Origin of the sequence: Bdellovibrio bacteriovorus HD100 (assembly GCF_000196175.1) — a bacterium.
Lineage (GTDB): Bacteria > Bdellovibrionota > Bdellovibrionia > Bdellovibrionales > Bdellovibrionaceae > Bdellovibrio > Bdellovibrio bacteriovorus.
In genome coordinates, this window is sequence record NC_005363.1 from 87,550 (window position 1) to 110,594 (window position 23,045).

Annotated in this window: 27 protein-coding genes and 1 tRNA gene; 10 read left to right on the forward strand and 18 right to left on the reverse strand. The window is 50.3% G+C overall.

Annotated features, from left to right (window positions below; all coding sequences use genetic code 11):
* The first annotated feature begins 10 nt into the window (after positions 1–10).
* The 7 genes from BD_RS00450 to groL all read left to right on the forward strand — a co-directional run bounded on the left by BD_RS00450 (position 11) and on the right by groL (position 5,247).
* Positions 11–526 (forward strand): helix-turn-helix transcriptional regulator, encoded by a 516-nt coding sequence (locus tag BD_RS00450; RefSeq protein ID WP_011162713.1) that lies wholly within the window; start codon positions 11–13, stop codon positions 524–526.
* A 51-nt stretch (positions 527–577) separates the two neighbouring features.
* Positions 578–1,033, forward strand: coding sequence for a hypothetical protein (locus tag BD_RS00455; RefSeq protein ID WP_011162714.1), 456 nt, complete (start codon positions 578–580; stop codon positions 1,031–1,033).
* A 57-nt stretch (positions 1,034–1,090) separates the two neighbouring features.
* A tRNA-Asn gene (locus tag BD_RS00460) sits at positions 1,091–1,166 on the forward strand.
* Positions 1,167–1,271: 105 nt separating this feature from the next.
* The gene (locus tag BD_RS00465; RefSeq protein WP_011162715.1) at positions 1,272–2,384 is read left to right on the forward strand and encodes a hypothetical protein; all 1,113 of its coding nucleotides are present in this window, start codon (positions 1,272–1,274) and stop codon (positions 2,382–2,384) included.
* A 196-nt stretch (positions 2,385–2,580) separates the two neighbouring features.
* On the forward strand, positions 2,581–3,087 hold the full coding sequence (locus BD_RS00470) for a hypothetical protein (protein WP_038450485.1): 507 nt from the start codon (positions 2,581–2,583) through the stop codon (positions 3,085–3,087).
* 175 nt (positions 3,088–3,262) lie between these two features.
* Complete coding sequence (gene groES / locus BD_RS00475; protein WP_038452046.1) at positions 3,263–3,550, forward strand: co-chaperone GroES; 288 nt, start codon at positions 3,263–3,265, stop codon at positions 3,548–3,550.
* Positions 3,551–3,606: 56 nt separating this feature from the next.
* Positions 3,607–5,247, forward strand: coding sequence for a chaperonin GroEL (groL, locus tag BD_RS00480; protein ID WP_011162718.1), 1,641 nt, complete (start codon positions 3,607–3,609; stop codon positions 5,245–5,247).
* 61 nt (positions 5,248–5,308) lie between these two features.
* On the opposite strand, the gene BD_RS00485 is transcribed toward groL, so the two are convergent.
* A complete protein-coding gene (locus BD_RS00485) occupies positions 5,309–6,895 on the reverse strand; it encodes a porin family protein (RefSeq protein ID WP_011162719.1) in 1,587 nt (528 codons plus the stop codon).
* 77 nt (positions 6,896–6,972) lie between these two features.
* Here BD_RS00485 and BD_RS00490 point away from each other — a divergent pair, with 77 nt between their 5' ends.
* From BD_RS00490 to BD_RS00500, 3 genes are read left to right on the forward strand one after another with little or no spacing between them, the layout of a single operon-like run.
* Entirely contained in the window at positions 6,973–8,154 is a 1,182-nt protein-coding gene (locus tag BD_RS00490; protein WP_011162720.1) for a hypothetical protein, read from the forward strand.
* A 42-nt stretch (positions 8,155–8,196) separates the two neighbouring features.
* Complete coding sequence (locus BD_RS00495; protein ID WP_011162721.1) at positions 8,197–8,589, forward strand: response regulator; 393 nt, start codon at positions 8,197–8,199, stop codon at positions 8,587–8,589.
* Positions 8,576–8,836, forward strand: coding sequence for a hypothetical protein (locus BD_RS00500; RefSeq protein WP_011162722.1), 261 nt, complete (start codon positions 8,576–8,578; stop codon positions 8,834–8,836). The genes BD_RS00495 and BD_RS00500 overlap by 14 nt, the downstream gene beginning before the upstream one ends.
* A gap of 97 nt (positions 8,837–8,933) precedes the next feature.
* On the opposite strand, the gene BD_RS00505 is transcribed toward BD_RS00500, so the two are convergent.
* From BD_RS00505 to BD_RS00585, 17 genes are all read right to left on the reverse strand, one after another.
* Positions 8,934–9,134, reverse strand: coding sequence for a hypothetical protein (locus BD_RS00505; protein WP_038450492.1), 201 nt, complete (start codon positions 9,132–9,134; stop codon positions 8,934–8,936).
* A 189-nt stretch (positions 9,135–9,323) separates the two neighbouring features.
* Positions 9,324–9,629 (reverse strand): hypothetical protein, encoded by a 306-nt coding sequence (locus BD_RS00510; protein ID WP_011162723.1) that lies wholly within the window; start codon positions 9,627–9,629, stop codon positions 9,324–9,326.
* 15 nt (positions 9,630–9,644) lie between these two features.
* Positions 9,645–11,297, reverse strand: coding sequence for a DUF6531 domain-containing protein (locus tag BD_RS00515; RefSeq protein WP_011162724.1), 1,653 nt, complete (start codon positions 11,295–11,297; stop codon positions 9,645–9,647).
* A gap of 30 nt (positions 11,298–11,327) precedes the next feature.
* Positions 11,328–12,203 carry a type II secretion system F family protein gene (locus BD_RS00520; RefSeq protein WP_011162725.1) on the reverse strand — a complete coding sequence of 292 codons (876 nt, stop codon included), beginning with the start codon at positions 12,201–12,203 and terminating at the stop codon, positions 11,328–11,330.
* A 3-nt stretch (positions 12,204–12,206) separates the two neighbouring features.
* Complete coding sequence (locus tag BD_RS00525) at positions 12,207–14,426, reverse strand: ATPase, T2SS/T4P/T4SS family (protein WP_011162726.1); 2,220 nt, start codon at positions 14,424–14,426, stop codon at positions 12,207–12,209.
* A gap of 52 nt (positions 14,427–14,478) precedes the next feature.
* A complete protein-coding gene (locus BD_RS00530) occupies positions 14,479–16,008 on the reverse strand; it encodes a BON domain-containing protein (RefSeq protein ID WP_011162727.1) in 1,530 nt (509 codons plus the stop codon).
* A 34-nt stretch (positions 16,009–16,042) separates the two neighbouring features.
* Positions 16,043–16,948 carry a Flp pilus assembly protein CpaB gene (gene cpaB, locus BD_RS00535; protein WP_011162728.1) on the reverse strand — a complete coding sequence of 302 codons (906 nt, stop codon included), beginning with the start codon at positions 16,946–16,948 and terminating at the stop codon, positions 16,043–16,045.
* Between the two features lie 17 nt (positions 16,949–16,965).
* Complete coding sequence (locus BD_RS00540; protein ID WP_011162729.1) at positions 16,966–17,472, reverse strand: hypothetical protein; 507 nt, start codon at positions 17,470–17,472, stop codon at positions 16,966–16,968.
* Complete coding sequence (locus tag BD_RS00545; RefSeq protein ID WP_011162730.1) at positions 17,466–18,107, reverse strand: hypothetical protein; 642 nt, start codon at positions 18,105–18,107, stop codon at positions 17,466–17,468. Before BD_RS00545 ends, BD_RS00540 begins: the two co-directional genes overlap by 7 nt.
* A gap of 9 nt (positions 18,108–18,116) precedes the next feature.
* Positions 18,117–18,365: a hypothetical protein gene (locus BD_RS00550; protein WP_011162731.1), complete on the reverse strand. Its 249-nt coding sequence runs from the start codon at positions 18,363–18,365 to the stop codon at positions 18,117–18,119.
* Positions 18,362–18,556: a hypothetical protein gene (locus tag BD_RS00555; protein ID WP_011162732.1), complete on the reverse strand. Its 195-nt coding sequence runs from the start codon at positions 18,554–18,556 to the stop codon at positions 18,362–18,364. The genes BD_RS00550 and BD_RS00555 overlap by 4 nt, the downstream gene beginning before the upstream one ends.
* Before the next feature lie 50 nt (positions 18,557–18,606).
* Positions 18,607–18,795 carry a Flp1 family type IVb pilin gene (locus tag BD_RS00560; protein WP_011162733.1) on the reverse strand — a complete coding sequence of 63 codons (189 nt, stop codon included), beginning with the start codon at positions 18,793–18,795 and terminating at the stop codon, positions 18,607–18,609.
* Positions 18,796–18,948: 153 nt separating this feature from the next.
* On the reverse strand, positions 18,949–19,257 hold the full coding sequence (locus tag BD_RS00565) for a hypothetical protein (protein WP_011162734.1): 309 nt from the start codon (positions 19,255–19,257) through the stop codon (positions 18,949–18,951).
* Between the two features lie 10 nt (positions 19,258–19,267).
* Positions 19,268–20,755, reverse strand: a complete 1,488-nt coding sequence (locus BD_RS00570; protein WP_011162735.1) for a HAMP domain-containing methyl-accepting chemotaxis protein — start codon at positions 20,753–20,755, stop codon at positions 19,268–19,270.
* A gap of 298 nt (positions 20,756–21,053) precedes the next feature.
* Positions 21,054–21,572 carry a hypoxanthine phosphoribosyltransferase gene (gene hpt, locus BD_RS00575; RefSeq protein ID WP_011162736.1) on the reverse strand — a complete coding sequence of 173 codons (519 nt, stop codon included), beginning with the start codon at positions 21,570–21,572 and terminating at the stop codon, positions 21,054–21,056.
* A 12-nt stretch (positions 21,573–21,584) separates the two neighbouring features.
* Positions 21,585–22,307: a tetratricopeptide repeat protein gene (locus BD_RS00580; RefSeq protein WP_011162737.1), complete on the reverse strand. Its 723-nt coding sequence runs from the start codon at positions 22,305–22,307 to the stop codon at positions 21,585–21,587.
* Positions 22,307–23,044, reverse strand: coding sequence for an outer membrane protein assembly factor BamD (locus BD_RS00585; protein WP_011162738.1), 738 nt, complete (start codon positions 23,042–23,044; stop codon positions 22,307–22,309). The genes BD_RS00580 and BD_RS00585 overlap by 1 nt, the downstream gene beginning before the upstream one ends.
* Position 23,045 lies beyond the last annotated feature (1 nt).

Sequence of the window (23,045 nt, forward strand, 5' to 3'; positions counted from 1 at the left end):
GGATCTGAATATGAACCAAAAAGAACGTGCAGTTCTTATAGCAGTGTTGGCGACCGTTACCTTAATGGTTGCTGTGGATTTGGCGACAGACTCTCAAGAGGGCGTCGCTCTTTGGCATGTTCTGATCGAGGGTGGAGCAGGTTTGGCGGCTCTTTTCGGAATCTTCTTCCTGATGAAAGATTCATTCAACCTGCAGCATAAGTTGTCAGACTCTTTAAATGAAAATGCCAGGCTTAAAAGTGAGGCCCAGGAATGGAAGCAGGAGGCACGAAAATACATCGAGGGCCTTTCCCATTCCATTGATTTGCAGTTATCAAAATGGAGCCTGTCGCTGGCTGAAAAAGAAGTGGCTCTGCTGTTGTTGAAGGGACTTTCACTTAAAGAAATTGCCGAAGTTCGCGGCACCAGTGAAAAAACGGCGCGAGCCCAGTCGATAGCTATCTATTCCAAGTCCGGATTGGCGGGCCGGTCCGAACTGGCCGCCTTTTTCCTTGAGGACTTGCTGCAGCCTCAAACAGCGGAATAGCCGGTCATGTTATAGCTAGCCAGTTTCAACTCGCCGAGTTACGTTTGAGCGATGAAAAGCACGTTTTATCTTAAAATCGGCATGATGGTTCTGGCTCTGGTGGGTGTTTTCTATGGCATGAAGGCCCTGGATGGCGGCGCTTTAGAGGACAAGGCCTCGGACCCGCAAAGTGCGCTGGGTCTTCTGATCGGCAGCGACTATCGCCCCTTGAACTGGTGCCCGGAAAAAACCCAAAAGGTGGAGCTTTTTGACCCAGCCGGCGCCGTGACTAAAACCCTGGAAAAGCCTGAAGACATCAGCTCCGTCTGTGAAATCATGATGGGGGCCTTTTCCATGGAAGGGATTGAGGAAAGCTCATTTAAAAAGAGCCTGGCAGCCCATGGACCCTCGGGCGGACCGATTGTGATCCTGGAACAGGTTCCGGGAAAGCCTGTTTTCCGGGTCAAAGGCATGCCTTTTAGCTCTCCGATGCTTTCCAAGGCTTTGGATAGGCTTGCAGTTCCTTAAGATTATTTCTGTTTGACAACAGCCGCCCAAAGCCGCTAATTTAGCCCTTCACCGAGTTCAGAAGTAGCTCAGTCGGTAGAGCAAGCGGCTGTTAACCGCTGGGTCGGGGGTTCGAGTCCCTCCTTCTGAGCCAATCTTTTTAGATTGTGATTAAGAAAACCAAGTCCATAAGACTTGGTTTTTTTATTTTTACCCCCTGTAAAATTCGATAGCATGGAATCTCCAAAAGGAGTTTGCCATGAAGCTTTGGATTTTCAGCGCGTTGATTCTTCCCGTTCAAGTTCTGGCTTCGGCCCCGGCTTTTCAAGAGTCCATTTCTGGCATCAATCCTCACCTAAAAAAATCCCCGAAATTTGAAATCCCTGTCGCCAACGACAAGGACCTGTACCTGCGCATGGAAAAGGCACTGACCTCGGAACATCCCGAGCAGTCTTTGCGCATTTTGGCCGAAGAAGGTGACTTCACCACATGCTCAGCCTTTCAGGCCACGGCACCTTCCGGTTTGCTGCCGATGACGGGGCTTTTGGACATTTCAAAAAAACTCAATGACGAGGCGATCGCCGCAAAATCCTGGGAACAAAGTCTGAAGCTGGCGAATCTGTGGTGGCACTTTGGCAATTGTGAAATGCCGGTGATCACCGGACAGATCGGCATGGCACTTTTGAAGGATTCCCTGACGGAAATGGCGAAACTTTCCAAAGAAAATATGAGTGATGAAGATCGCACAAAGTTGTCTGAGTTAAAACGCAACATCAAGGATTGGAATCCTTCCGCCCACTTGGAAAAAGAACTTCGTTTTGAGATGGTCTTAACCCCCGCTTTGCTGCTGCCCGAGCTGAAATCGGGAAAGTTTGAATTTAACAAAGAAGAGCTTGAAGAAGAAAGTTCGGAAGAAACCGCGTTGGTTGGATTTCCGGGCCTGATCAAACTTTTGTATCCGGATGGTTATGGCACCTTTGACTGGAGTGAAGGGGCAAAACCCGTGGCGGCGGCGGTGGATCAAATCAAGGGCGCGAAAAATCCAGCGGCCGCGATGGGAAAGGCCGTTGATGAGCAGGAAGCAAAATATTTGAAATCCTTCTATGAACAACTGAGCCTGCGCGATCAGGGGGTGAAGTCTGTGAAGGATCTATTGAAAGATGCGAAAGCCACCGCGCTGATTGAAACTTTGCAAAAAGACGAAGAGCTGCTGAAGGCAAAACGCGAGCTGGCGCAAATCTATAAAGACAAATCCGCCTTCATGATGGCAGTGCTGGTTTTCAAACGGACGACGCCGAACTTTTCCAGATCCATCGATAAAAAAGCGCATTCCCTGCACAAGGATCTGATCCGACTCAGCAAGCCTTTGTAAGTCTCGAATGGCCCGGGGGCCCAATCCGGGCCCGCCTTTGTATCAATTTCCTGTAAAGCCTATTTTGTCTCAAAGTGACCCAAAAGGGCCTCTTTTCGGGGTCCAAATCGTTTATATTGCAAATGAGCCATCTTTCGCCGGGCATAGCCTTTGTATTATGGGGACTTGGAATTATCGGACGTCTGCTGGAGGACTCATGCGCCTTATTAAATATCTGCCCCTTATCGCCTTTTGGAGTCTGACGACTTTCACTATGAAAGCGGGCGCCGAAGTAAAGAGCTATCGGGAGTGGAAAACCGAAAGAGTTCAACAGGCTCAGGTCAAAGTCACAACTTTGAAGTCCCAGATCGATGCCCGTAAAGGTATCCGCCTGGCTGCGGGCGGAACGGACCCCAATATGGCTCACCGCGCGGGTTTGGAGGCGGTGGCTTCTCAGGATATCTCTGTGGAAAAGCTGGAACGCGAACTTCGTGAGGAAATCTATGACCTTGAGGTCGCTAAAGACCTGTCCGTGACGGACTATTTCGTGGGTTATCTTACGAAGGTTCAGGATAAAAAGACCGCCTTCAATGAAGTGGCCGGCAAACTGTCCCCTGAAGAGGTGGCGGAGCTGATGACGGCCTATGCGAACTCTGTGTTCGGGGCGCATTCTTCGGACCTTCCGGCCAGTGCGAATAACTTCGGAAAAGACGGCGTTAAATAAGCCCTCGAAAATTCTAAATAAGTCTTAATCTTTATTCGGCGCGCCAAAGTGTTTCATTCAGGAAAATTGGGCGCCCGACCTTGACTCTTTCCACAGCCGATTCATATTAGCTTCCGTAAATACAGTTTATACATAACTGAGTTTTAAACGGAGGCTCACAATGGCTAAGAACGAAATTGGCGTTCGCCCACTTCATGACAGAATTCTAGTTCGCAGAATGGCGGAAGAAGAAAAAACCGCTGGCGGTCTTTTCATTCCTGACACTGCAAAAGAAAAACCACAAAAAGGCGAAATCATCGCGACTGGCAAAGGCCGCGTAACTGAAGATGGCAAGATCCTTCCATTGGAAGTTAAAGTTGGCGATAAAGTTCTTTTCGGCAAATACGCTGGAACTGAATTGAAACTGGATGGCGCTGAATACCTGATGATGCGCGAAGAAGACATCCTGGGCGTATTTAACTAAATCTAAATATCTACTCCAGCGAAGCTGGAGTGAATAAGAATTGAACGGAGACAATCATGAGTAAAGTAATCACATTCTCAGAAGACGCTCGTACACACATCCTTAAAGGTGTGAACACTCTGGCGAACGCAGTAAAAGTAACTTTGGGCCCTAAAGGTCGCAACGTTGTTATCGACAAATCTTTCGGCTCCCCACTGATCACTAAAGACGGTGTGACTGTTGCGAAAGAAATCGAACTTGAAAACAAATTCGAAAACATGGGCGCTCAGATGGTTAAGGAAGTTGCTTCCAAAACCAACGACGAAGCTGGTGACGGTACAACAACTGCAACAGTTTTGGCGCAAGCTATCTACCGTGAAGGCGCGAAACTTGTTTCCGCTGGTCACAACCCAATGTCTATCAAACGTGGTATCGACAAAGCTGTTGGCATCATCATTGAAGAATTGAAGTCCATGTCCAAACCGGTAAAAGGTTCCAACGAAGTGGCTCAAGTTGGCGCTATCTCTGCAAACAATGACAAAGAAATCGGTCAGATGTTGGCAGACGCTATGGATAAAGTAGGCCGTGAAGGCGTTATCACTATCGAAGAATCCAAAACTGCAAAAACGGAAGTGACTGTAGTTGAAGGTATGCAATTCGACCGTGGTTACCTTTCTCCATACTTCGTAACCAACGCAGAAAGAATGGAAGCAGTTCTTGAGAACGCTTACGTTCTTGTTTACGACAAAAAAATCTCTTCCATGAAAGACATGATCGGTATCCTTGAAGGCGTTGCAAAACAAGGCCGTCAATTGTTGATCATCGCTGAAGACGTTGAAGGCGAAGCATTGGCAACTTTGGTTGTTAATAAGCTGCGCGGCACTCTGCACATTGCTGCAGTTAAAGCTCCGGGCTTCGGTGACCGTCGTAAAGCTATGCTTGAAGACATCGCGATCCTGACTGGCGCGAAAGTGATCTCTGAAGACGTTGGTTTGAAACTTGAGGCGGCGACTGTTGCTGACCTTGGTGTTGCAAAACGCATCGTTGTAGACAAAGACAACACAACAATCATCGATGGCGCTGGTAAAAAGAACGACATCAATGGCCGTGTTGGTCAGATCAAAGCTCAGATCGAAGAAACTTCTTCTGACTATGACAAAGAAAAACTGAAAGAGCGTCTGGCTAAATTGGCTGGCGGTGTTGCAGTTATCCACGTTGGTGCTCCTTCTGAAGTTGAGATGAAAGAGAAAAAACACCGCGTAGAAGACGCTTTGAACGCGACTCGCGCTGCGGTTGAAGAAGGTATCGTTGCTGGTGGTGGTACTGCTTTGCTTCGTGCTTCCACTAAAATCGACAAATCCAAATTCTCTGAAGAAGAGCAATTCGGTGCGACGATCATCAAACGTGCTTGCGAAGAGCCAATCCGTCAAATCGCGGCTAACGCTGGTTTGGATGGCGCGATCGTTTTGGATCGTATCCTTCAGAACAAGTCCACGACTTGGGGCTTCAACGCTTACTCTGACGAATACACTGATCTGATCAAAGACGGTGTTATCGATCCAGTTAAAGTTGTTCGTTGCGCTTTGACTAACGCAGCTTCCGTTTCTTCTTTGATGCTGACTACAGAGACTATGATCGCTGAAGCACCTAAGAAAGAATCTGCAGCTCCTGCAATGCCTGGCCACGACGGTATGGGCGGCATGGGTGGCATGATGTAGTCTTCCGACTACTGACTGTGCTTAACGCAAAAAGCCTGGGTTTATAGCCCAGGCTTTTTTTTTAGAACAGGTACTGAACCCCGCCAAACAACGTTGTCATCTTGTGACTGGTGCTGGTGGCACGGGTCGCGCCCGAGAAGTCCGTGCTGTAGTTTTCAATCATCAGCTCACCGCGGATCTTAAATCGCGTTTTCATTTTATAATCCATAAAGAAGCTGAACGAATTGATCTTGCTGTCAGATCCTGAACCGCTGTCCTGGGATTCGCTCATGCCGGGATTCATATAGAAATCAAAGCGTCCGCCGATATCCACAGGGATTTCCTCAGACAGCGGGAACTGACCGGCCAGGCTGATCAGGAAGCCGCTATAGTCCATGCTGGTGAACGTGGTGGGCGTGCTGCCATCCACGGTGAACTTGGTTGTCATATAGCCGGCACCGATTTGCAGCTTCGGACCGAAGAAGTCATTAGTCAGCAGGAAGTTATAGCCCGCATTCACGCCGTATTGGCCCACAGACATGTTCAAAGACGAAGGGGAGCTTCCGGTTTGGTTATTATCAATTGAGAACACCGACTGGCGCAGGTGAACGCCCATGTACCATTCCGGGTTCAGCCACAGTTCACCACGCACTAAAATATTCGGGGCGAAGTTGTTGCTGCCACTCACCGACTCTGGTGTGGTCAGGCTGCTGTTTTGGGTGTAGTTGCCAAAACCCGCCATCAATTCCACTTTACCGAATTGCGGAGGCATTGTCGGCAGCCATTCGGTGGGCTCTTCGCCAAAGGCCACGTCCTTATCCGGGCGGGTGCTGATGTCCTGAAGAACCTTTCCTGAAGGGGTGGTGATGGGTGTGGAGTATTTTACAAACTCATCCGGCATCACTTTGGATCCGACGGCGATCACGCCCGGGTCTTTCTCCATTTCGACGTAACCAAAGCTCATGAATGGTTCGACTTTGAAAAGTTTCACGCGGCCTAGAACCTCTTTTTCGGTGCTGACCATGAATTTGAGTTTTGGATGACGGTTGATCTTGATGATCTGAACGACGGACACACGGCTGTCAGGTTTTAGCCCATAGTTGCTTCCCAGATTCAGGGTCACCTGCTGGCCACGACGGCTCAGAATGGTGGCGCGAAAAGGCATGCGGTACTTCAGATTTTCAAACAGACGACGGACTTCGTTTTTGATTTCCGCAGTTTCAAAGCCCTTGTAGTCATTCAGGGATTCCTGCAACAGCGGCAGGCCTTCGCGGCCCACAAACAAGGTCAGCGTGATGGAAATCCCGCGGGGACCACGGATGATTTTTGAAGTCAGGGCGGCCTCGCTTTGCGTGGATTGCAAAACGGTTTGAACTTCCGACGGATTTTCATCCAGAGTTTCTGATTTGATTTTCAAATCTTTTGGAAAGTTGGACAAAGACCACTGTTTGTCTTCGTTCAAAAGATTTCTAAGTTCTTCTTCCGCAGGTTTTGCGTAGATGCCACCCACGTTGTCGGTGGTTGGAACCAGCACGATGGATTTAATGGCAAGATCTTGGTCGGCGGCACTGATATAGACGTTCTGGGCATTAGTCTGGGCCCACGCGGTCGGGCTGATTGAAATGAAACAGGACGCGACGAAGAGGGAACCTAGGAAGAATGATTTCATAAATTTATTCTGCCCTGCCTCTGAAAACAGGTCAATTTGGCGTCAAGTAATACGGACCGAAAGCCGAAAGATTTCTTATGAAGTCTTCATTTTCCTTTCTGATTTTTGCAGCGCTCTTTGCTTCTGCCTTTCCGGCGACGGCCCAAGTGGGTCTGGAGGGTTTTTCCTCCGGACGTTATGAAGTTCGTAAAGCGAACAAGCGCAGTCCAGCGTCTGAAGCAGAAGCAACCCCGGTGATCACAGATTCTGAGGGCGTGGCCGTTAGAACCTTGAAGACCAGCGAGCTGGAGGCCGAGAAAAAGGCTGAGGCAGAAAAGAAAGAAAAAGAACTGGCTGCCAAGAAAGAAGCGGAAGCCAAGGCAGCTGCGGAAACTCAGGCGGCGACGGCTGCTTCCGTAGCTCCAGCGGCGGCGCCCAAAGTGGCGGGTGCTGAAGCCTCGCCTGAAGTCGAGGAGCCGACGATCGGTGAACAGGCGGAAAGCCTTTTCTCTGACAAGGCTTCTAAAATTTTTGAATTCTACCGTGAACAAATTCACGAAGACGACATTCGCAACAACCGTCTTGAGCTGGATGTGATGCCGGTGGTGGCCTATAATGATTCCCAGTCCAACTACACTTTCCGTGACTATCAGAGTTTCTTTAATGCGCTAAAAATTCGCAGTAATGTTTGGTTCACGCCACTTATTGGTGTGAGCGGACAGATTCTATTTTCGTTCGCTGCGGATGTGGACTCTGTCCAGGCGGATCAGTCCCGGGTTTCGGCAAAGTATGAATTTGTCGATCTGGGATTGAACTTCCGCAAGTTCTTTGGGGTGTCCCGCAAATCCAATTCACTGGAGTTCTCTTTATTGCTCAGTGATAACAAAATGACCGTACCCAGTGACAACACCTCCCGCGCCCGCATTAAGACCCAAGGGTTGGGTGTGGGTTTGAAGGCGCGCATTCCAACGTCCGCGAATTATGCCTGGACCTTGGGGGGAAGCTTCTTCCCACGTCTGCAGCATTCTGAAAGTGCCACGGGTGTAAACATCCAGTCCGGCGCTTCGGAGGAAAGTGTGCGCATTGGTCTTGATGTCGGTGGTGAATGGAAGTTCACCCGCGAAAGCCAGATGATCTGGAGCTTGGGGGCTTCGGCTGAAAGAAACGTCTTTGACGGTGCGGCCGGCCTGCCAGACCCTGGTACAGGTTTGACTCCGAACAATGTCAGCGTGACCAATTCGCTTTATATGTTCTCACTGGGCTATCGTTGGGGTCACTAAAATCCACTCACAAAAAAGCCTGCTAAATTCTATACTGGCGGTATGAAGATTCGTTTTGCTGTTATTGATGATGCCGCCTTCTTGCGTGAACTAATCAAAAATATTGTGACCTCGGAAGGGGGCCTGTGCGTCGGCGAGGCTGCCAACGGGGACGAGGCGGTGGAGCTGGTGTCAGCCACACTGCCCGATCTGGTATTTTTGGATATGGTCATGCCTCTTCGTAACGGCATTGAGACGGCAAAGATTCTGAAAGAGCTGCATCCTGATATCAAGATCATCGGTTGCTCCACAATTGATCAGGAAGCTCTGGTGCAGAAAGCCTTCGAGGCGGGCTTTGATGCCTATCTGCCAAAGCCATTCAGCAAAGAACAGCTTTTAAAAGAAATCACAAAAGTATTACCGCATCTGGGAGAATCCACTCATGGAAGAACTTAAATTTGTATTCAAGTGTTTTGCCGCAACAGCCTTGCTGATTGTTTTGATGCAGGTGAAAGTAGCTGGCAATTCGATTGAATCTCATTCTTTCCGCTGGTTGCAGAAATCCACGGTGTCTCAGTACATTCAAAGTGCGGCAGCCGGTGGTGCCATGGCGATCAGAAATCTGGGGCGTTCATTGGGTGATGGCGTGGCCAGCACGGTGGACGGATTCCAGGAAGGCGCTCACGAAAAGGCGATTCGCTAAGACACCCTTCCCTTTTTAAAAAAGGGAAGGGAGAGCGACTGTAAGGGGGGGATAGTCACTCTCCCTAGGGGGCATATTCAATTCAAGCCGGGGCGGATTAGTTCCAGCCTTTGCTTGTTTTCTCTTTTGCGGTCTTCGTCGAAGTGTCCTTGGCAACTTTTGCCTTGAACTCTTGTTTGAACGCTGTCGATGAATGGCGACCGCTTCCGCTGTTGTTTTTGCAAGAAACACCCGTGTTCGCCATTGCCACAGAGGCGATCAAAGACATAGCAATAGTGGCTTGTACGATTTTCTTCATAAAACTCTCCTTTTTTCTTACACACTTAAAAACATCATTAAGAACTCAATGAAGGCTATTGCATCGCGTGTGCCAGATTTTTTGTCTCAGGATGAGACGAATCGGAGGGTTTCAGGGCAAAAAGAAAGGGCTTTGGATATCCAAAGCCCTTTTGTGTAAGGCGAGTGTCAGGTTTCTAGACAGATGGGATTACTGTCTTCCAGTCCCGGCTTTCTCAGATCCACCAGGCGTCGCGCTGGAGCCTTTGATTTCTCTGGAAACGGTGTCGTCATGGCGACGGGAGCCTTTGCCCGTGGTGGCGCCGGTACGGTAGGCAATACACTCACGGCAGTCGCCCAAAGCCGATGTCGTGGCTTCAAACGGAGTGGATCTGAAGGCCTCATTAGGGTCTTCGCCAGGGTTTACCGGGCGGTTGGCATTTTCGTCAGCAGAGGCTGTTCCCGCAAAGGAGAAGCCCAGGGTCAGCAAGATGGAAAGGACCAAGAGTCTTTTCATATAATCACCTTCTCCTTACAGGTAAAGTTCCGCAGTTGCGGGAGCAATGATATCCAAGAGGTTATTAAATGTGCTGGCTACCTGCATAGCTACAGATGGCCCCTCTTTGCTGTCCACCTTGTTGATTTCACCATTTGGTTTATAGGATACCACAATTGTGCCCAAACCGGGACGGGTAACTACAGATGGCTTCCCATAGCGCTCCTCGTACTCGATTTTAACCACTTTCTTGGCCTGATCTGTAATGGTCGCAATACGGCCGCGGTTATCATATGTCATATTGATCTTCTGGCCATCGCTGTTCTGGGCGAAAGAAAGATTCCCTTTGCCATCGTATTTGAACTGAGCGGCCTTCGTGGCTACTTTGGCACCCTTCTCGTTAAAGTAGATGCTGTTCACCGAACTGACCTTTTTGACCTTCGGATCGTATTCAAAGGACATCTTCATGTTCGGTGCGGCTTTCACCTTCACCAGGCCATCAGGATAGTATTCGTAGGAAATACGGTCGGCGTTACGACGGATGGAAACCGGCTTGCCGAAGACCTCATGGTAAGTGATGTCGGTGACGTTGCCGTTCACAGTCGTCATCACACGCTGCAGATAGTATTGACCGTCTGCGCGCTGTTGATGCCAGAATTCGTATTTATTGTCCGCCATCACTTCCTTGCCGCAGGTCTTTTTCACTGTGGACCAGTAGTGATTCTTTGGATCAGTCGGGGAATCTTCGTATTTGTAGGTCTCGATACATTTATCGCGGTCGGCAAACGCCAGAACCCAGTCTTTTTGTTTGTCGTACTTCAAAGCGACAAATGTTTTATCCGGCCAGGTCGCCTTGGTCAGATTGTGAAGCTCATCGTATTCGTAAGTGTACGTTTTCAACCAGGCATTCTTTACGGAAGCCAGGTCATCCAGATTGGCGAACTTGTATTCCGCCATCAGACCGTTGGGGCCAGTGATGGTTTTAACTTTTTTGTTCTGGAAGTATTTGAAAGTCAGACGACGACCGTTGTTGTCCTGGAGCGAGGAGATCACGTCCTTGTCATAGTCGAATTTCAGGAAGTTGTTGTTCTTGTCATAGATATGAGTCAGTTTTCCCTGTGGGCTGAAGCGCTGGGAGCTGCCGTCAGGAAGATTTCTTGTGTAATACGTTTTGTTGAACGTGAAGTGCTCAACTTCGCGGCCGTTGGCGTAGAACTTGGTGCCTTCTTTAACCGGAACGGTGATTCCATACTGGCGGGCATAGTCCGCACGCAGACTGTCGTCTTCTAGCAATTGTGTTTTCAGCGTGTTGATTGCCGCCTCAGTCAGGCCGACTTTCTTTTCCGCTTTCATTTTGTTCACGATCTGCGCGATAGAGCTGTCGACATCCTTGCGGGTGATTTCGCGGGGAGAGAAGGTCACCTCAAGACCGCCACCGCATTCTTTCACCTTGATATTGCCTTCCGCAGTGACTTCCATCGCGGTTTCAAAATCAGAGCACCAGCCGAAGCCGAACATGCCGTTGAAAAGAGAACGGCTGTTATAGGTGCGCACAATTTTCAGATCATACCCGCTGCCCGGAACATCCATATCAATCCAGGTGTTGGAGTAGTTGGCATTTTTCATATCCACAAGCGCGAACGCCTGGGCAGAAAAAAGAAAGGCGAACGCCAAGAGTGCTTTCTTCATTATCGATACCTCTTCCTTGAAACTGACAAACTACACTTTGATGGTAACAAGCTTTTTAATAAGCACGCCACCGATTATTTGCAGACCCAGCATCGCTGCCAGTAACACTAGACCTAGGGTTGTGTTAAACATTGGTTTGATGAATGCCGGATCGATCACCAGGAACACCGCCATCAGGATAAATGGAATCAGTGTGACGATTATCCCTTGCATCATCCCCTGAGCTGTCAGGGCTTGAATTTTTTTCTCTACTTTTTGTCTTTCACGCACGACCAGTACGATGGTCTGGAAAGTCTCTGCCAGATTACCACCGGTCTCTTTTAAGATGTTGATGGAGGTCACAAACATCTGCACATCCGGGCGCGGAATGCGGTTGCCCAGATCGTTCAGCGCGCTTTCAAAGCTGTCACCCACTTGCATCTGATACAAAACTTGCGCAAATTCCTGACTCATGGGATTTCCCATGATCTCCACAACACGTTTCATGGATTCCTGCGGATTGGATCCGGCCTTGATACCGTTGGCCATGATGGTCAGACCATCCACCATCTGATCCACGAATTTGGTGCAGCGCTGTTCATAGATCATGCGCACCAAAAGCAAAGGCAGCTGCCAGCCCGCGACAGTGATGGAAGCGCCAAAGAACGCACCCATCAAAACACTGGGCCAGAAGATCAGGAACACCAAAGCACCCAAACCGAAACTCATCAAGAGGATGATCAGGGTGACTTTCTTTTCGTCCACATCCATTCCCATCACACGAAGAATCTTGATCACCTCGTCGCGCTGGCCAAGGCTGCGCTTGTGCAGCCACGCAATCGCCTTGTCAGCCCAAAGGATGACGATGACGAAAACACAGATGCCAAACAGAGGGATCATAACCCATTCGTTAAACAGGAAACTCATGGCTTACCCCGACTTTTTCACTGGAGCCACGCCTGGCATTTTCGGCGCCATCGCAGCTGGGATTGGTGGTTTTGCAGCAGCGGCCGCCGCCGGTGTGCCTGCATTCGGGTCATTGGCAAAGATCTCACGCGGAATCACAACACCCTTGTCGCTCAACTTTTGGATAAAGCTTGGGATGGTACCTGTGGCCTGGAAGACGCCCTGGATTTTTCTGTTCTTATCGTACCCGGTTTCTTTGAATCTGAAGATCTCAGCCAAAGTCACCACGTCCCCTTGCATGCCCGCGACTTCGGTGATGCTCAGGATCTTACGGCTACCGTCAGACAGACGGGAAATCTGCACAATCAGATTCACCGCGCCGGCGATCTGTTCACGGATCGCACGCATTGGCAGGTCCATACCGGACATCATACAAAGTGTTTCCAGACGGGCCACACACTCACGCGGAGAGTTGGCGTGAGTCGTGGTCATGGAACCATCGTGACCCGTGTTCATGGCCTGCAACATATCCAGGGCGGCGCCGTCACGGCACTCACCGACGATGATGCGGTCAGGACGCATACGCAGGGCATTCTTGATCAGGTCACGGATGTGAATGGCGTTAGAGCCTTCCATCGAAGCCGGGCGTGTCTCCAGGCGCACCACGTGCTCCTGTTGCAGCTGCAGCTCGGCCGCATCCTCGACCGTGATGACACGTTCGTTGGACGGGATGAAGGAAGACAGCATGTTCAGCAGGGATGTTTTACCTGAACCGGTACCGCCAGAGATCACCACGTTCAGACCGTTTTCCACGCAGATGCGCAGGAAGTCGATCATGTTCTTGGTGATACTTCCGTAACCGATATACTTTTCAGCGGTGATACCGCCCTTTTTAAATTTACGAATAGTCAGTGCCGGACCGTCGATCGCCAAAGGCTCAATCACGGCGTTCACACGCGAACCGTCTTTCAAACGCGCATCCACATACGGAGTGGAGTCATTGATCTGACGACCCAGTGGCGTCACGATACGCTCGATAATTCGGCGCAGGTGATCGTTGGAGGTGAAGGTCACAGGACTTAGCTGAACCTTACCGCTTTTCTCGACGAAGACTCGTTTGTTACCGTTGACCATGATCTCGGTGACATCAGGATCCGCCAGCAGATCTTCCAACGGGCCCAGTCCCAGGGCTTCTTCCAAAACCTCTTTGATCAGTTTGGAGCGTTCTTCGCGCGCCACGTCCGGGGCCTCGCGGTCCACGATCAAGGTGATTTCACGTTTGGTTTTTTCGCGAACTTCTTTTTCTTTGTTTTCATCCTGCTTGCCGTCGACCAATAGCTTTTTTAGATCCACGGTGCGGATCAGTTCGTTATGGATGCGGATTTTCAGCAGGGTGCGTGCATCCATCCCTTGAGTCGATCCCGTGCTGGCGCTGTCGCCAGCGGCCGCCGCCGCCGCAGGGGCCGGTTTCGGACGGGACAGAGTTTTCAGGCGCTGCAAGATGCCACCAGTCAGTTTACGGGCAACATCATAGTACGCAGCCGTGACCGGAGCTTTCGGAGCGGAGATCACAAACGGCGTGTACTTTTGCAGGGACATCATGGAAGTGGCTTCATCCTGAGGAATGATTCCCAGGAAAGGCAGTTGCAGCTGATTGGAGATCGTCTGCGGGGAAAGACCTGTCGGAGAAGCTTTGTTGATCACCAGCTGGAACATGTCTTTGGGTAAAGTGGCAGAAAGAAGTTCATTCACCAGACGCTGCGTCTGAGTGACCACCAGAACTTCCGGAGTCGTCACGATCATGATCGCAGTGGCTTCCTGAAGCACGGCCATTTGCGCCGGGCCCAGTTCCGTACCCACGTCGACGATGATAAATTTATAAGCGCGGGAAAAGAACTCCACCAGTTTTCCCAAAAGATCCGGATTGATGTTCAGGCTTTCTTCCGGTCCGCGAACCGCACCCAGATAAGCCAAACCTGACTGGTGCATGGTGACGAGTGTGTTCATCGGCTGGGAGTTCAAAGAGCCCTGGAAGCTGGCAAGTTCCTTCAGTGTTTTTTGGGGTTTCAGACCCATGATCACGTTCTGATCGCCGACGCTGCGAGCATCAGCATCGATCAGAAGAACCTGGCTGCGGAGTTCGTTCATGATGGTGCAGGCGAAATTGGCTGCGAAGACGGATTTTCCAACGCCGCCTTTACCGCCAACCACTGCGATGAGATTACAATTAGGATTGATAGCCAAACAGACCTCCAGCTTTCCTATCGGCTGAAACAGGAGGTCCGTTTACGAGACCCTAGTCGCGTAAACGGAACTTCTTCTTAATTTGCTCAGCCCCGGAGCTGGCAGAAGTCTTAACTATCGGTGTGACAAAGACCACGAACTGGCTTTGTTGCTTGATGAAGTCCTTGGATGCATAAAGGCTGATGATCGGGTTCTTCTGACCAGCCGGACGATTGTACCCGGTCGAGGTCGAGTTACGGATCAAACCACCCACCGCCGCGCTCTGACGATCTCGCACCGTCACGGTGGAGGTCATTTCATTCGCACTGGTGATTGGCGCACCACTTGGGGTGTTCCCCAGAAGGCTGGACACCTTAAAGGCCATTTCCATGTGCACGCTGCCGGACTTTTCACCCAGTAAGACCGGTGTGATCGCCGTCACGATACCCACTTCGGCAAAGGCAGTCCCTTGAGTTCCGTCTTTACCGATGACTGGATACGGCTGATTGGTTACTTGTTTGATTTCACCTTTTTTACCGTCTTCCACAATCAGACTGGTGCTTTCAAGCACGCGGGCATGACCGTGTTGTTTTGCCCAGTTTAATTTAGGCAAAAGATTGGAAACGGTTCCGGTGATCGAGCTGATCACACCACCCGGAGAATCACCACCGGTCTGGAAGGTCATCTGCGAGTTGTCACCCAGTTCCGGGGTGAACTGGAACTTGAAGGCCTTGGAATAGTCCTTGTTCAGTTCCACATAGTGCACCACCAGCTGGATCATTTTGCTTGGTGGTTTGGCCGGAGCTTCCTTGATCTGAATCAGGTTGATCACACCATCATTCGCCGGGCGGCGTTTCTTGATCACACCTTTTTCCTCGGCTGCCTCGATCACGATGTCGGGCAGATAGGTTTTGGCGATGATTTCGGCACGTTTGGCTTCTTCATCAGAATTGGCCCAGCCCTGCAGAATGATTTTTTCATTCACGGCACGGACTTCGATTTCCGGATTATTGATGTCACGGGCGATGAACTCTGCGATTTTCTTTTGCGCCAGTGGGCTCAAGGTCACAAGCGAGGACGCCTGTTCACCGAACTGCTGAACCACGTTATAGATACGCGCCAGGTCTTTCGGCAAAAGGATCTGACCGTCCACAACCACGCGGTTGTTCACGATCTTGATGTTAATACCCTCAATGTCACCCAGAAGGGCGCGCATTTCCCGCACCACTTTGTCGAGCTTGCTTTTTTTGACGTCAATGCGGAATTCCGCAACGATCTTGCCGTTTCGTTTGTCGTGAATGGTCAAGGTCGCAAAACCCTCACCTCTTGGAGTGAAACGGATGACGTTCAGATCCTTGGCATAAGCCGCAGTCACGATTCGGCGGAAGTCACCTTTAAATTCAATGCTGTCCGGAAGCGGGGGAAGCTTCTCGTCCTGCTCAATGCCGAGGGTGAGATTGATGAATTTGCGAGAACGATATACGCCCTCTTCACCTTCTGTGGATGATGTCGGCGAGGCTTCCAGTTCTTCCTGGGCCCAGGCCACACTTCCACTGATCATAAACAGACTTAGCAGTCCGGTGATCAGAATTTTACGTCTCATATATCCCCCTTAAATTCCCCTAAATCAGACCCAATTACAAAGTTTGAAACCCGTTGGCGCGTGGTCTTTGTGCTGGCGGAGGTGCTGCCCTCTGTTGTTGAACCGGTGGTACGTAAGGTCGTGGCGGCATTGCGATTGCTGGCGCCGCATCCACAGATACCATCGGTTTTCCCAATACACTGTCAGAAGTCGAACTTGGCATGCGCGGTGGAATTGTTCTGTCGCTTGGATTTCTCAAAGCCATGAACAAGTTCCCCGGAGCCGTGGAAAGAATGTAGAACAGATCCTGCGCCTCTTTCGGAGTCGCTTCGACCGTGATCGTGGTGTACTTGGTGTCACCAGTCAGGGCGATCTGGGTCAGGTTCTTTCCGGTTGAATCCAGTTCAAACATGCGGGGAATGTTGTTCACAACACTCACACCCGTTGCCAGAACGACCACGTCGTTCATCATGGTGAAGACTTCACGGCGCTGGTTCACACCTTTGCCGGAATCCACCGCGGCGTAAATATCAATACGGTCCCCAGGGCGGATCAGCTTCGCAACCCCGCGCACTTCATCCACGGGAATGGTGACAGCACGTTTGCTGGGCGCAACCTGCAGGGAAATCCCTGTGTCCGGGCCCGGAGTCAAAAGGTTGTTCTTCACGACCATCTGACCTTTTCTGATAGGAACAGCGGCCACGTTACCGATAATCTCGTCAGGAATTGTGATGGCATCAGGCTGAATGAAATCCGCCGGAAGCTCTTTGGTTTCAACCATCGTGTCATAGATGGTCTGCATTTCAGCGATGTCCTCTTTGGCAACAACCACACGCTTTGTGGAACCGAAGCGTTTGTCGTACTCGGCCTTCTTTTCCTGGGAATAGCTGTAGAGCAGGAACGTCGCAAAGACACCTGCAGCAATCGAAAGCCATAAATTTCTAGTTTCGTTTGATCCCATAATGTCCCACTTCTCTGTTAACTGCCGGTGCCCGCGCACTCGGCGTTAAGACAAATTCCATAAGTCGTTTTAATCCAGATCGGGTTCACCGAAAGGGTCTCGTTTCTTCCGCCGGGAAGAGAACGGGTTCTTTCGTGTTCCGGTTTTGTTCCCGCAATTTCTGCGGCCTCACGCTGCAAAGCCATAAAGTCAATGCGGCGGGAGCTGGCCACCCAGTCATTCGCACCTTCTTTGGTGTTTTCAGACAGGGTTCCATGCACACGCATGCCGACCTTATCGTACGTCAGGGCCACATCCGCATTCGGAGTGGAGCGGAAGTACGTCAGATTGGCGCGGTTGCGGAAAGTTTCAAAAGCATAGTTCCGGGACGCAATTGAATTTAGAATCCCGGTGTGGATGGCGCCGAAGAACCCCAAAGAGAAGTTCACCAGCAGCACGATCACAATGATAATAGGGACGAGCTCTAGCACAGCCATCCCTTTCTCGTTATTGATGGAGGATCTGCGTTTTTGCTTTTTCAGCATCCGTTGTCCTCCGAAGGAACATAGCCTGCGGTGTCGCGGGCCAGTTCTTTAAAGCGTTGATCCAGATTCAAAACCGCTTCATAGCGGCGCTTGATCTGAAGTTCGTAACATTCCTTCTGGGTCGGTTCACGAATCAGGAAGGCCGTCACTTTGGCGCTGAAACCTGCATCGTCCTCGTTTGTCGGCCCCAGGAAGGCGACTTTCAGACTGAGCAGTTTGGCTGTAAAATCAAAACGCACGCCCACTTGCGGGACGCGCTCTTCGGTGTAGCGATAGTCGCTGTCAAAGGTGCGACCGGATTCACCACCACCACGAACATCAATCTGCGGGGACAGGACGAACCAGCCGCCATCAGGTTTGTTGAACAGAGGTTTAAGCTCTTGGTTGTTGATCAGGGAAAGGTATTTGTCTTTGGCCATCTGTTCCTGCTTGTCCTGATCGATGTGCCCGGCTGCGTGGGCGCGGGAAGCAGAGAACGCGATATACTGGGCGATTTCGGCCATGGACAGAGTGAAGTTCAGAGCGAAGAAGACAATACAAAGCCCCGCCGCAATGACGATGGCAAAAATGAACTCTGCGGAAATCATCCCGCGTTCATTTTGTATTGTTCTGGAGAAGCTCTTCGTTCTGCTCATTCTCTCCTTTTAAGGTTCTGCGGTCAGAGACCGGCGAACCTGGTTGGGATGCTTGGCCCGGGCGCTTTCCGGGGTGTCCCAGACGCCGGATTCAATCATTCCGGAAACTTTCTGCCAGGGGCTGGAGATCAGTTTTGCAAGATACTTGTTCTCGCGCAGCTGACCGGTTGCCCAGATCAGAGCTCCCACCATGAAAGTCATCAGCAGGACGGACTCGACAAGGAATTGGCCTTTGTTGTTGTTAACATGCCTTTTCATCTTGTTTCTCCGTCCCAGCCAATGTGATTTCCATCAATGGGTTTGAAACCTGCTCCTGTCGTGAGCTGCTGTTCGATGCGCGCACCCAGCCGCGGGCCTGATGTTTTAAAGGCCTCGGCCGGAGCAGTCATGAACGCCTTCAGGATAAAGAAGAAGGTCGCAAATAGTAAAAGCACATACTCTACGGTCATTGGGTCCCCCTTTTTATTCCCAGCTAGACAGCGGAAATCGTCAGGAGAAACTAGTTACCGCTGAAGCCTGTGATATCACTTGCCAATGAACCCACTTTTTCTTCCATTGCAGTTTTGATTCTGTCTTTGAAGATAACCACCAAAGCGACGACCACCACCAGCAACAGGATGTATTCTGTCGCACCTTGGCCGGATTCATTCTTCAATAGCTTCTTGGAAAAGTTCTTAAACTTTTTCATGGATGTTCCTCCTTAGAGACAATATCGGATAATTTTGGGATTCTCTTTAGAGGACGGATTACAGAAACTGAACAACGCACCTGTCTCATTCTGAGAAAATGAAAAGGGAGGTCCCTGGACCTCCCTGGCGTAAATAACTTAGACGATTTCTCTCTATTTACACTCTGCTTTGTCGGCGAAAGTCTTGCCAAGATCCTTGCCATCAAATTTGACAGTCACGGATTTTTCGGTCAGGGTGCCTTTGCGGATGATTTTAGAGGATTTTTCGCCCCATTTCATGCAAGCCTCTTCCGTGTCCAGTTTTTTGGATTCTTCGGTCGGGTTTTTGCCGTTGTAAGGTTTCATGGCTTCCGTTTCTTTGCCCGCGCAGGCCTTACGGCTGATGGTGATTGTGCAGTCACCGGCGTGTGCAGCTGCAGAGCTTAGCAGGATCAAGGCTGCAATCAGTGTGGTTTTTTTCATTTTGTTCTCCTTAAATGGCAGAGACGATTTCTTCGTTCTCTGGTTTTGTTTCATTATTCTTTTCTGTATTTTCTTTATGGCCGACCAGAATGTGAAGTTCGCACATCATTTTGTGTAATTCTTCAGACTGGGTTTGCATGTCTTCAGTGGAACCCGTGACCGCGCCCATGGAGGAGGCAACACCCTGCAAACTTTGGTCGATCTGGGTCAGGGCCTTGTTCACCTGCTCAATACCCTGGGATTGTTCCTGGGAACCTTGTGCGACGGTTTGAATCAGATCTGAAACCTTGCGGGTGTTCTCCACGATGGCTTTTAGGGCCGACTCGCTGTCGGCGGCCAGATTCACGCCCTGTTTGCTTTTTTCGGAAGCCTCATGAATTAAGGAACTGATTTCCTTGGCGGCACCCGAACTTTTCTGCGCCAGTGCCCGGACTGCGTCAGCCACCACGGCAAAACCCTTGCCCTGTTCCCCGGCACGGGCGGCTTCGACCGCTGCATTCAGCGCCAGTAGATTTGTCTGGAAGGCAATGTCGTCAATCATTGTCAGGATCTCTTCGATCTTTCGCGAGTTGTTGGAAATCTCGCTGATCACCTGAACCAGCAGCTCCAGTTTCTTCTGCCCTTCATCCACGGTGCGCTGACCCTCGATGGAAATGCTGGCCGCCTGATTGGAGTTCAGGGAATTCTGGCGAACCGTCGCCGTGAGCTCTTCCATGGAGGCCACAATTTCTTCAAGAGAGGCGGCCGTGGAGGTGGAGCTTGACGAGATTTGGTCACTGGAGGTCACCAGTTCGCTGGCGCGGTTGCGGATGGTGGAGGAGCTCTCATCAAGACCACCGGCCACCAGGTTCAGGGATCTTTGCACCTTGCGAATGTTCCAGAAGCTGACCAAAAGGCCCAGCAGCAGGCTTACGCCCACGACGGTGGAAAGAATATAGATGGTCAGCTTGAAGTTTTTGGCGACGTTTTCAGCGTTGCTTACGCCCGCCATATAGCTGTCGTCGGTCAGCTTCTTCAAAGAGTCATATGCTTTGGTGTACTGGGCGTTGGAGGTCCCTTGCAGAATTTCTTCGGCCAGTTTTTCATTTTCCTGGTCCACGGCGGCCTTGAACTTTTCACTTTCCGCCTGGTAGGAGTCCCAGCCGGCCAGAAATTCTTCATAGGTTTTTCTGAGATCGTCCGTGGTCAGTAAAGGATCCAGCACTTTGGAATAGATGGTGATGTTGCCCAGAAGACTGTCCATTTCTTCCAGAATCTTTGTGCGTTCGTCAGTGCTTTGCGTGGCCAGCAGATTGAACTCCAGCTTGCGATAGTTGGCCAGATTGATGTTCAGATCGGCGGCTTTGCTGACGGCCGGAAGCCAGATTTCACCAATTTCTCCGGTGACTTTGTTTTGAAAGCGCAGTCTGTCCAGAGAAAGCAGATTGGTGATCAACGCAATCGCCATCAGCAGCCCAGTCACTATCAAGAAGCGGCCTTTGAGTGAAAGTTGGGTCATAATTAGGGATCCTCCGGCCAGATTCTTCGGAGTCCTTAAATGCAAAACGGAGTCTGGCCCGACCTTTTTGGGCGATCCAGAAACTGAATACGAGGTGGTATTAAATCTTATATATGCGGGTTTTGTTTAGAAATTTGGACCTAGGTTGGGGTCCTGTGTTGACGAAGGTCTTAAGACTCTCTAGATTGGGGCTTAGGAGACTTCTCAGCATGCCTAAGCACCTAGTTTTTCTCTACGCTTTTTGTGTGGTCATTCTTTTCGTCGTGAACGTCGTCGTTTCTTAACGACGTCCCCGTGACTAGTTTTTAAGAGCGTAAATATCCGGATAATTTCTTCCGAGCTCTTCGGAATCCATCCCGTATCCAACGACATAACGATCTTCAATAGTCTTCCCGATGTAATCAGCCTTGATCGGCAATTCACGGCGGGCAGGTTTATCCAGCAGGGTCACGATTTTCAATGAAGCCGGAGCGGAAGCAAACAGACGGCTTCTTAGGAAACTCAGGGTTCTGCCGGTGTCGATGATTTCTTCAACCACGATCACGTGTTTGCCTGCGATGTTTACAGAGATGTCTTTGACGATCTTGATCGCGCCACCGCGCTCAACCGCCTGCACGTGAACGAAATCCACTTGCTGAGGCAGGTCCACTTTGCGCATCAGATCCGCAGTGAAATGGATCGAGCCGCGCAGAGGGCAGATGAACACAATTTCCTTTCCTTCATAGTCAGCTTCGATTTGCGAAGCCAGGTTTTCGACAAGCTCTTTGATCTCGTCGCTTGTCAGGAAGGAAACCATTTGATCTTTAAGTTGTGCCATGTTGTGTGCCTCTTACAAGTCGATGGAAGTGATGCCAGCAGCCTGCGCCATTTTCAGATAGCGCAAAGCCTCGGGATGTTGCGGATCCCGAATAAGGATATTCTCCCATTGTTCCGTGGCTTCAGCAATATTGTTTGAATTGTAGTAAATCGCCCCCAGCTTCAGTCGAGCTGGAATAAGGTGTGGGTATTCGCGGATCAGGGACTTCAGATCCTTGATGGCGCGGTCCCCCTGGCCCAGTTGCACATGAACTTCAGCAATGCGCATGGTGATTTCTGCTTTTCTGCTGGAAAGTTTCTGTGCCTTCAGAAGCTGTTCCAAAGCTTCGTTGTAGCGTTTGTACTGATAATACAAGTCCGCCAGTTCCTCGTGTTTGGAGGCGATTTTTTCGTCCACAAACGGGTCCTGTTTGCCGGATTTTTTCTCCAGCTGGGATTGAGCATCCAGGAACACCTGTTTGCCTTCATCGTATTTACCCAGATCATTCAGAATGATGGACAAACCCACGCTGGCGTCGGTGTAGGTGGGATCGATTTCCAAAGCACGACGGAAGGTTTTGATCGCCTTGCTGAACTGGCCTTTGTCGTAAAAGATCGTCGCCAGCATCTGATAAACTTCCGGATTGCGGGTGTTTTGCAGAAGCATCTGGTTCAGAATCGGTTCGGCCATCTTGTAGTTCCCGTTGATGAAGTATCCACGGGCTTCAGAGAGCATATCGTCATGAAGAGCGTTCATTACTCAAGCTCCTTTTCAGCGTCTTTCAGTTCGCGGCTGCCAGGGAAGTCACGGGCCAAAACGGCTTCGTATTTTTTCGCTTTTGCGGTGTCGCCGATTTTCTGTGCCGAGATCGTTGCACGGGAAAGGGCTTTGGCGTCAAAACCAAGTCCGCGATAATTGTTGTAAAGACCTTCATAGCGGCCCAGGGCACTGTCGAAGATTTTACGTTTGAAGTAGAAGTCCGCGATGTATTCTTCTTTTTCCGCCAGCATGCGAATCGCAGCGGTGCGCTTTTCTTTGGCTTCATTCACGAACTCAGAGTTCGGATATTTCTTAATCAAATCAGAAAGATTCAAGATCGTGTCATTGGCCAGAGTTAGGTCGCGGTCAATGGTGGAGGGAAGCTGGTTGTAATAGCTCATGCCGATACGGAACTGAACGTAGTCTGAATTCGGAACGGTGGGGTGAAGCTCTTTGAACATCTGGTAAGACACTTGCGCTTCCGCGTAGGATTCCTGTTTGTAGTAAACATCCGCGATGGCCAGTTCGGATTTCGTGGCGAAATTGCTGTACGGGAATTTGTTTTTTACTTCAGTGTATCTGCGGATGGCTTCTTCATAACGCTCAGATTTGTCGTACTCTTCCGCAATGGCGAAAGCCCCTTCCGGCGTATTGGAGTTCTTTTCAGTGGAGGCACAGGAAACCAGAGTTCCCAGGGCCGCGAGAATGACTATGACTCGGAGCGTTTTCAACATA

Bases quoted from the DNA above. Each gene is read 5' to 3' on its own strand.
- BD_RS00585 (WP_011162738.1), bottom strand. From the start codon at position 23,044: ATGTTGAAAACGCTCCGAGTCATAGTCATTCTCGCGGCCCTGGGAACT.
- hpt (WP_011162736.1), bottom strand. From the start codon at position 21,572: ATGGCACAACTTAAAGATCAAATGGTTTCCTTCCTGACAAGCGACGAG.
- BD_RS00450 (WP_011162713.1), top strand. From the start codon at position 11: ATGAACCAAAAAGAACGTGCAGTTCTTATAGCAGTGTTGGCGACCGTT.
- BD_RS00485 (WP_011162719.1), bottom strand. From the start codon at position 6,895: ATGAAATCATTCTTCCTAGGTTCCCTCTTCGTCGCGTCCTGTTTCATT.
- BD_RS00495 (WP_011162721.1), top strand. From the start codon at position 8,197: ATGAAGATTCGTTTTGCTGTTATTGATGATGCCGCCTTCTTGCGTGAA.
- BD_RS00470 (WP_038450485.1), top strand. From the start codon at position 2,581: ATGCGCCTTATTAAATATCTGCCCCTTATCGCCTTTTGGAGTCTGACG.
- BD_RS00505 (WP_038450492.1), bottom strand. From the start codon at position 9,134: ATGAAGAAAATCGTACAAGCCACTATTGCTATGTCTTTGATCGCCTCT.
- BD_RS00550 (WP_011162731.1), bottom strand. From the start codon at position 18,365: ATGAAAAGGCATGTTAACAACAACAAAGGCCAATTCCTTGTCGAGTCC.
- BD_RS00565 (WP_011162734.1), bottom strand. From the start codon at position 19,257: ATGAAAAAAACCACACTGATTGCAGCCTTGATCCTGCTAAGCTCTGCA.
- BD_RS00500 (WP_011162722.1), top strand. From the start codon at position 8,576: ATGGAAGAACTTAAATTTGTATTCAAGTGTTTTGCCGCAACAGCCTTG.
- BD_RS00580 (WP_011162737.1), bottom strand. From the start codon at position 22,307: ATGAACGCTCTTCATGACGATATGCTCTCTGAAGCCCGTGGATACTTC.
- BD_RS00520 (WP_011162725.1), bottom strand. From the start codon at position 12,203: ATGAGTTTCCTGTTTAACGAATGGGTTATGATCCCTCTGTTTGGCATC.
- BD_RS00540 (WP_011162729.1), bottom strand. From the start codon at position 17,472: ATGCTGAAAAAGCAAAAACGCAGATCCTCCATCAATAACGAGAAAGGG.
- groL (WP_011162718.1), top strand. From the start codon at position 3,607: ATGAGTAAAGTAATCACATTCTCAGAAGACGCTCGTACACACATCCTT.
- BD_RS00530 (WP_011162727.1), bottom strand. From the start codon at position 16,008: ATGAGACGTAAAATTCTGATCACCGGACTGCTAAGTCTGTTTATGATC.
- BD_RS00490 (WP_011162720.1), top strand. From the start codon at position 6,973: ATGAAGTCTTCATTTTCCTTTCTGATTTTTGCAGCGCTCTTTGCTTCT.
- BD_RS00570 (WP_011162735.1), bottom strand. From the start codon at position 20,755: ATGACCCAACTTTCACTCAAAGGCCGCTTCTTGATAGTGACTGGGCTG.
- BD_RS00465 (WP_011162715.1), top strand. From the start codon at position 1,272: ATGAAGCTTTGGATTTTCAGCGCGTTGATTCTTCCCGTTCAAGTTCTG.
- BD_RS00555 (WP_011162732.1), bottom strand. From the start codon at position 18,556: ATGACCGTAGAGTATGTGCTTTTACTATTTGCGACCTTCTTCTTTATC.
- BD_RS00560 (WP_011162733.1), bottom strand. From the start codon at position 18,795: ATGAAAAAGTTTAAGAACTTTTCCAAGAAGCTATTGAAGAATGAATCC.
- BD_RS00515 (WP_011162724.1), bottom strand. From the start codon at position 11,297: ATGAAGAAAGCACTCTTGGCGTTCGCCTTTCTTTTTTCTGCCCAGGCG.
- BD_RS00510 (WP_011162723.1), bottom strand. From the start codon at position 9,629: ATGAAAAGACTCTTGGTCCTTTCCATCTTGCTGACCCTGGGCTTCTCC.
- BD_RS00455 (WP_011162714.1), top strand. From the start codon at position 578: ATGAAAAGCACGTTTTATCTTAAAATCGGCATGATGGTTCTGGCTCTG.
- cpaB (WP_011162728.1), bottom strand. From the start codon at position 16,948: ATGGGATCAAACGAAACTAGAAATTTATGGCTTTCGATTGCTGCAGGT.
- BD_RS00545 (WP_011162730.1), bottom strand. From the start codon at position 18,107: ATGAGCAGAACGAAGAGCTTCTCCAGAACAATACAAAATGAACGCGGG.